The 6,267-nt window shown below is 65.7% G+C and carries 5 protein-coding genes; all 5 read right to left on the reverse strand.

Annotation, left to right across the window (positions count from 1 at the left end; genetic code table 11):
* Positions 1–86: 86 nt before the first annotated feature.
* On the reverse strand, positions 87–803 hold the full coding sequence (locus J5M67_RS11745) for a TetR family transcriptional regulator (protein WP_207885484.1): 717 nt from the start codon (positions 801–803) through the stop codon (positions 87–89).
* Between the two features lie 600 nt (positions 804–1,403).
* Positions 1,404–2,909: a lysine--tRNA ligase gene (lysS, locus tag J5M67_RS11750; protein WP_207885485.1), complete on the reverse strand. Its 1,506-nt coding sequence runs from the start codon at positions 2,907–2,909 to the stop codon at positions 1,404–1,406.
* Between the two features lie 81 nt (positions 2,910–2,990).
* Positions 2,991–4,086, reverse strand: a protein-coding gene (gene prfB / locus J5M67_RS11755) for a peptide chain release factor 2 (protein ID WP_207885486.1) whose coding sequence is annotated in 2 segments (ribosomal slippage) — positions 2,991–4,013 and positions 4,015–4,086 — 1,095 coding nt in all. Because the reading frame shifts where the segments join, the coding sequence is not laid out codon by codon here.
* Between the two features lie 120 nt (positions 4,087–4,206).
* Entirely contained in the window at positions 4,207–5,217 is a 1,011-nt protein-coding gene (locus tag J5M67_RS11760) for a PleD family two-component system response regulator (RefSeq protein ID WP_207885487.1), read from the reverse strand.
* An 8-nt stretch (positions 5,218–5,225) separates the two neighbouring features.
* Positions 5,226–6,233 (reverse strand): chemotaxis response regulator protein-glutamate methylesterase, encoded by a 1,008-nt coding sequence (locus J5M67_RS11765; protein WP_207885494.1) that lies wholly within the window; start codon positions 6,231–6,233, stop codon positions 5,226–5,228.
* Positions 6,234–6,267 lie beyond the last annotated feature (34 nt).

Raw genomic sequence — 6,267 nt, forward strand, 5'->3', positions numbered from 1 at the left:
GCCGCCCTCCACATGCGATGCGGAAAGAGGCCGGGAGTTCCGACACGAAAACCCCGCCGGACGGCGGGGTTGCAATGCTGCTGCGCTTACAGGCCCATCACCAGGTCGAGGTAGCGGCTAAGGATGCCACGCATTTCATCGATCTGCAGGTGCTCGGCCCCGTCCAGCAGGCCCTGATACTCCATCTGCAGGATGATGGCCGTCAACACCTTGGCGTCCTGCTCCGGCTGCCTGGAACCGAGCACTTCGAAGAAATGCACGACGCCCAGGGAGAGGATGCGCCGGTGCCGCTGCGCCAGCTCCACCAGGCTCGGGTTGAGCAGTGCCTCCTGGCGGAAGGCCTGCTCGGCCAGCAGGTGCTCGCGGCGCTGGTTCAGTTGCACCTGCACGTACTGGATCGCCAGCTCGACGATGTTGTCGGTCAGCGCGCGGCGCGCCTTGGGGTCGTCCTGGCCAAGGCTTGCGGCCATCGCCTGCAGATCGCCCTCGACGCTGGCCCAGAAGGCCGAGAGCGCTTCGGCGCTGCGTTCGACGAAGAGCGCGAAGGTGTCGGTGATGAGATCCTGGATGTCCTTGAAGTAGTAGGTGGTGGCCGACAGCGGCACACCGGCCTCGGCGGCGACGGCGCGGTGGCGCACGGCGCGCACGCCGTCGCGGACGATGATCCGCAGCGCGGCGTCGAGGATCGCCTGGCGGCGCTGCTCGCTGCCCTGGCGGCTGGCCTTGCGGCCCTGGTACTGAACACTTTCTGCGATGGCGCTGGCGACTTGCGCGGCGCTGTCTCGCGGGGACACTTGGGTCACTGGCATTACCTCCGGCGGCGCGGCCTGATGGCGCATTGTTCGGGCTTTTCGACGGGGAATCAATCGCCGCTCCGCGCTTGCTTTATTACGACAGCATGGAGCTGGCATGGCACGGCGGGCGGCGGGAAGTCCGGCTTGGGGTGTATGACGTGCTACAGGGCGTCCGGGCCACTTCAATTCGTCGGATGAGCGCCGGAGACCGTAGGAGCGGACCTTGTCCGCGAAGTCCCACAGCCATTGCGGCGTTGAAGGATGAACACCCGGAGGAAGCGGGCACGAGGCCAAGGCGTTCACCGGTCGGCACGCAGTCCGCCGCGATGGATTTCGCGGACAGGGTCCGCTCCTACCAGATACTCCTGCGCCCGTATCGACCCTCACCCTAACCCTCTCCCAGAGGGAGAGGGAACCGTTCGGTATGGGATGAAACCATGGCGTCAGCCGGCACAATCTGCCCCCTCTCCCTGAGGGAGAGGGCTGGGGATGAGGGGGAAGCACAGGCACGGGTTCATCCAAAGACAGTTGCTCCTACAGCTCGGTTACGCTGCGGCGCAAGAACGAAAAAGGCCGCCCGAAGGCGGCCTCTTTCCCTGAGTCCTGCGCTTACGCCTGCGGGCGCATGTGCGGGAACAGGATGACGTCGCGGATCGACGGCGAGTTGGTCAGCAGCATCACCAGGCGGTCGATGCCGATGCCTTCGCCGGCGGTGGGCGGCATGCCGTATTCGAGCGCGTTGACGAAGTCGGCGTCGTAGTGCATCGCCTCGTCGTCACCGGCGTCCTTCTCCTTGACCTGCAGCATGAAGCGCTCGGCCTGGTCTTCGGCGTCGTTGAGCTCGGAGTAGGCGTTGGCGATCTCGCGGCCACCGATGAACAGCTCGAAGCGGTCGGTGACGCTCGGGTCGTTGTCGTTGCGGCGCGCCAGCGGGGACACTTCGAACGGGTACTGGGTGATGAAGTGCGGCTGCTCCAGCTTGTGCTCGACCAGCTCTTCGAAAATCATCACCTGCAGCTTGCCCAGGCCTTCGTGGCCGAGGACCTTGGCGCCGGCCTTCTTGGCGATGGCGCGGGCCTTCTCGAGGTCGTTCAGGTCAGCCGCGGTGAGTTCCGGGTTGTACTTGAGGATGGCATCGAACACGGACAGGCGGGCGAACGGCTCGCCGAAGTGGAAGACCTTGTCGCCGTAGGGCACGTCGGTGCTGCCGAGCACGGCCTGGGCCAGCTCGCGGAACAGCTCCTCGGTCAGGTCCATGTTGTCTTCGTAGTCGGCGTAGGCCTGGTAGAACTCGAGCATGGTGAACTCGGGGTTGTGCCGGGTCGAAACGCCTTCGTTACGGAAGTTGCGGTTGATCTCGAAGACCTTCTCGAAGCCACCGACCACCAGACGCTTGAGGTACAGCTCCGGGGCGATACGCAGGAACATGGCCATGTCCAGCGCGTTGTGGTGGGTTTCGAAAGGCTTGGCCGCCGCGCCGCCGGGGATGGTCTGCAGCATCGGGGTTTCCACTTCGAGGAAGCCGCGCTCGGACAGGAAACGACGGATGTGGGCGATGACCTGGGAGCGCACGCGGAAGGTGTGGCGGGTTTCCTCGTTGACGATCAGGTCGACGTAGCGCTGGCGGTAGCGCTGCTCGGTGTCGGTCAGGCCGTGGTGCTTGTCCGGCAGCGGGCGCAGGGACTTGGTCAGCAGGCGCACGCTGGTCATCTCGACGTACAGGTCGCCCTTGCCGGAACGGGCCAGGGTGCCTTCGGCGCCGATGATGTCGCCCAGGTCCCAGGTCTTGATCTCGGCCAGGGTCTCTTCGGGCAGGGTCTTGCGGTTCACGTAGGCCTGCAGACGGCCGCTGCTGTCCTGCAGGACGATGAACGAACCGCGGTTGAGCATGATGCGACCGGCGACCTTGACCGGGATGGCGGCTGCTTCGAGCTCTTCCTTGGTCGCGGTTTCGTACTGTTTCTGCAGGTCCGCGAAGTAGTTCTCGCGGCGGAAGTCGTTGGGGAAGGCGATGGCCTTGGCCTCACGCACGGCGGCAAGCTTTTCCTTGCGCTGGGCGATCAGCTTGTTTTCTTCCTGTTGCAGTTCGGTAGCGTCGAGTTGTTGGTCGCTCATGGTCGTTCTATCTGCCTGGCGTCTTAATCAAATGGGTTACTGGCAGGAGCGGGCCGCCCGGCCCGCCCTTGCGGGTGCGGATCAGAGGCCCTGTTTCAGGCTGGCTTCGAGGTACTCGTCGAGGTCGCCGTCGAGAACCTTCTGGCAGTCGCTACGCTCGACGCCGGTCCGCAGATCCTTGATGCGCGAGTCATCGAGCACGTAGGAACGGATCTGGTGACCCCAGCCGATATCGGACTTGCTCTCTTCCAGCGCCTGCGCGGCGGCGTTGCGCTTCATCATCTCCAGCTCGTACAACTTGGCCCGCAGCATCTTCATGGCGGTGTCCTTGTTGGCATGCTGGGAGCGCTCGTTCTGGCACGCCACCACGGTATTGGTCGGCACGTGGGTGATACGCACCGCCGAGTCGGTGGTGTTCACGTGCTGACCGCCGGCGCCGGAGGAGCGGTAGGTGTCGATGCGCAGGTCGGCCGGGTTGATCTCGATCTCGACCCTGTCGTCGATCTCGGGGGACACGAACACCGCCGAGAACGAGGTGTGGCGACGGGCGCCGGAGTCGAACGGGCTCTTGCGCACCAGGCGGTGCACGCCGATCTCGGTGCGCAGCCAGCCGAAGGCGTACTCGCCCTTGATATGCACGGTGGCGCCCTTGATGCCGGCGACTTCACCCTCGGACAGTTCGATGATGGTGGCGTCGAAGCCGCGCTTGTCGGCCCAGCGCAGGTACATGCGCAGCAGGATATTGGCCCAGTCCTGGGCTTCGGTGCCGCCGGAGCCGGCCTGGATATCCAGGTAGGCGTTGTTCGGGTCCATCTCGCCACTGAACATGCGGCGGAACTCGAGCTTCTCGAGGATTTCGCGCAGGCGCTGGACTTCGCTCTCGACGTCGCTGACGGCGCCTTCGTCATTCTCCTCGACCGCCATCTCGAGCAGATCGCGGGAGTCGGCCAGACCGCCGGTGAGCTCGTCGAGGGTCTCGACGATCTGCGCCAGCATGGCGCGCTCGCGGCCCAGGTTCTGGGCGTATTCGGGCTTGTTCCAGACCGCCGGGTCTTCCAGCTCGCGGTTTACTTCGATCAGACGATCATGTTTCAGATCGTAGTCAAAGATACCCCCGAATGGACTGGGTACGGTCGGAGAGGTCCTTGATGCTGTTGAGGATCGGTTGGATTTCCATGGCGGGCATCTCTCACGGGTAAAGGGCGTAGAAAAGCCGGCAAGTATACGTGATTTTTCGCAAGCCTTTCAGGCTTTACGACAAAGCACCGCCGTCGTTTCCCCGCCCCTCGGACGTGCCTCAGCCCGCGATCCCGACCTGATTGCGGCCGCCGTGCTTGGCGTTGTAGAGCGCCTCATCGGCCATCTCGATCAGCTGGCGATACGGCTGGCCGGACGCCGGTGTCACGGTGGCCACGCCGATGCTGATGGTCAGCGGTGCGCCGGGATATGGCAGTTCGTGGGCGATCCCCAGGTCCTGCACCGAGCGCCGGAGCTTTTCCGCCAGCAGGCGCGCGCCCCCCGGCGAGGTGCCCGGAAGTACCAGGACGAACTCCTCGCCGCCGTAGCGCGCCGGCAGGTCCGATGGGCGGCTGCAGGTGGCGCGGATCGCCCCTGCCACCTGGCGCAACGCCTCGTCGCCCTGCACGTGGCCGAAGGTGTCGTTGTAGATCTTGAAGTGGTCCACGTCGATCAGCAGGATCGACAACTGGGTCTGCTCACGCTGCGCGCGGCGCCATTCCATTTCCAGGTACTCGTCGAAATGGCGGCGGTTGGACAGCCCGGTGAGGCCGTCGGAGTTCATCAGCCGCTGCAGCACCAGGTTGGTTTCCAGCAGCTGCTGCTGGCTTTCACGCAGGGCGCGGTAGGCCTCGTCGCGCTGCTGCAGGGCCAGGAACGAACGCGAGTGGTAGCGGATGCGCGCCACCAGCTCGATGGCGTCGGGCAGCTTGACCAGGTAGTCGTTGGCGCCGGCGGAGAACGCCGCGCTCTTCACCGACGGCTCCTCCTTGGTCGACAGCACGATGATCGGGATGTCACGGGTCGCCACGTTGGCCCGGTAGTCGCGCACCAGCGCCAGGCCGTCGGCGCCGGGCATCACCAGATCCTGGAGGATCACCGTCGGCTTGATCTGGATCGCCAGGGCGATCGCCTGCTGCGGGTCGGCGCAGAAGTGGAAATCGATGTTGGGGTCGTCCGCCAGGGCGCGGCGCACGGCCTCGCCGATCATCGGCTGGTCGTCCACCAGCAGCACCATCACGGCGGAATCGCCTGGAGTGGTCACGGGGTAGGTACTCTGTGTCGGGTTCATGAAAGCTCCTAGCCGCACACGTCGGCGAGACGTCGGGCGATGTCGCCCAGCGCACGTATCTCTACGGCGGCGCCGATCGCTGCTGCGGCCTTCGGCATGCCGTAGACGGCACTGCTGCCCTGGTCCTGGGCAAGGGTGAGGAAGCCACGCTCGCGCATGTGCTTGAGCCCTTCGGCACCGTCACGGCCCATGCCGGTGAGCAGCACGCCGATGGCGTCGCCGCTCCAGTTCTCCACCACGCTGTCGAAGAACACGTCGATGGACGGACGGTATATATGGCTGCTCGGCTCGGCGGTGTAGGCCAGCTCGCCGTTGCCAAGCAGACGGATATGGTGATTGGTGCCGGCCAGCAGCACGCAACCGGGCTGCGGCGGCTCGCCCTGGCGCGCCAGGCGCACCGGGATGCTCGCCTGGGTCGCGAGCCAGTCGGCCATGCCGGCGGCGAACACCTCGTCGACGTGCTGCACCACGACCACGGCGGCGGAAAAGCTTGCCGGCAACTGGCTGAACAGTTCGGCCAGCGCCGCCGGCCCACCGGCGGAGGAGCCGATGGCCACCAGCTTGCGTGCACCGCCGCCCTTGCGCAGCGATTCGATGGTGCTGGTCGGGCGCTCATCGCGCGGTGCGTTGAGCCAGGCGAGGTTCTGCAGCTTGCGCAGCAGCGGACGGGCCGCCTCGTAGGCGTCACCGGTGCCCATGGTCGGGGTATTCACTGCATCCACCGCGCCGTGACCCATGGCATCGAACACGCGGGTCATGTTCTTTTCCAGGTCGACGGTGACCACGATGATCGCGCAGGGGCTCTGCGCCATGATCCGGCGGGTGGCCTCGACACCGTCCATCACCGGCATCAGCAGGTCCATGAGCACCACGTCGGGTTTCTGCACGGCGCACATCTCGATGGCTTCCGCGCCGTTGGCGGCGACCCAGATGACCCGGTGCGCCGGCTCGAAGGCCAGCGCGCGGCGCATCGCCTCCACCGCCAGGGGCATGTCATTGACGATCCCTATCCGCATCTTAGGGTCGGCTCCCGTTTCGGCGCGAGCCGCG

It is taken from the genome of Pseudomonas sp. 30_B, assembly GCF_017491605.1.
In the GTDB taxonomy this organism is placed as follows: domain Bacteria; phylum Pseudomonadota; class Gammaproteobacteria; order Pseudomonadales; family Pseudomonadaceae; genus Pseudomonas.

Bases quoted from the DNA above. Each gene is read 5' to 3' on its own strand.
- lysS (WP_207885485.1), bottom strand. From the start codon at position 2,909: ATGAGCGACCAACAACTCGACGCTACCGAACTGCAACAGGAAGAAAAC.
- J5M67_RS11760 (WP_207885487.1), bottom strand. From the start codon at position 5,217: ATGAACCCGACACAGAGTACCTACCCCGTGACCACTCCAGGCGATTCC.
- J5M67_RS11765 (WP_207885494.1), bottom strand. From the start codon at position 6,233: ATGCGGATAGGGATCGTCAATGACATGCCCCTGGCGGTGGAGGCGATG.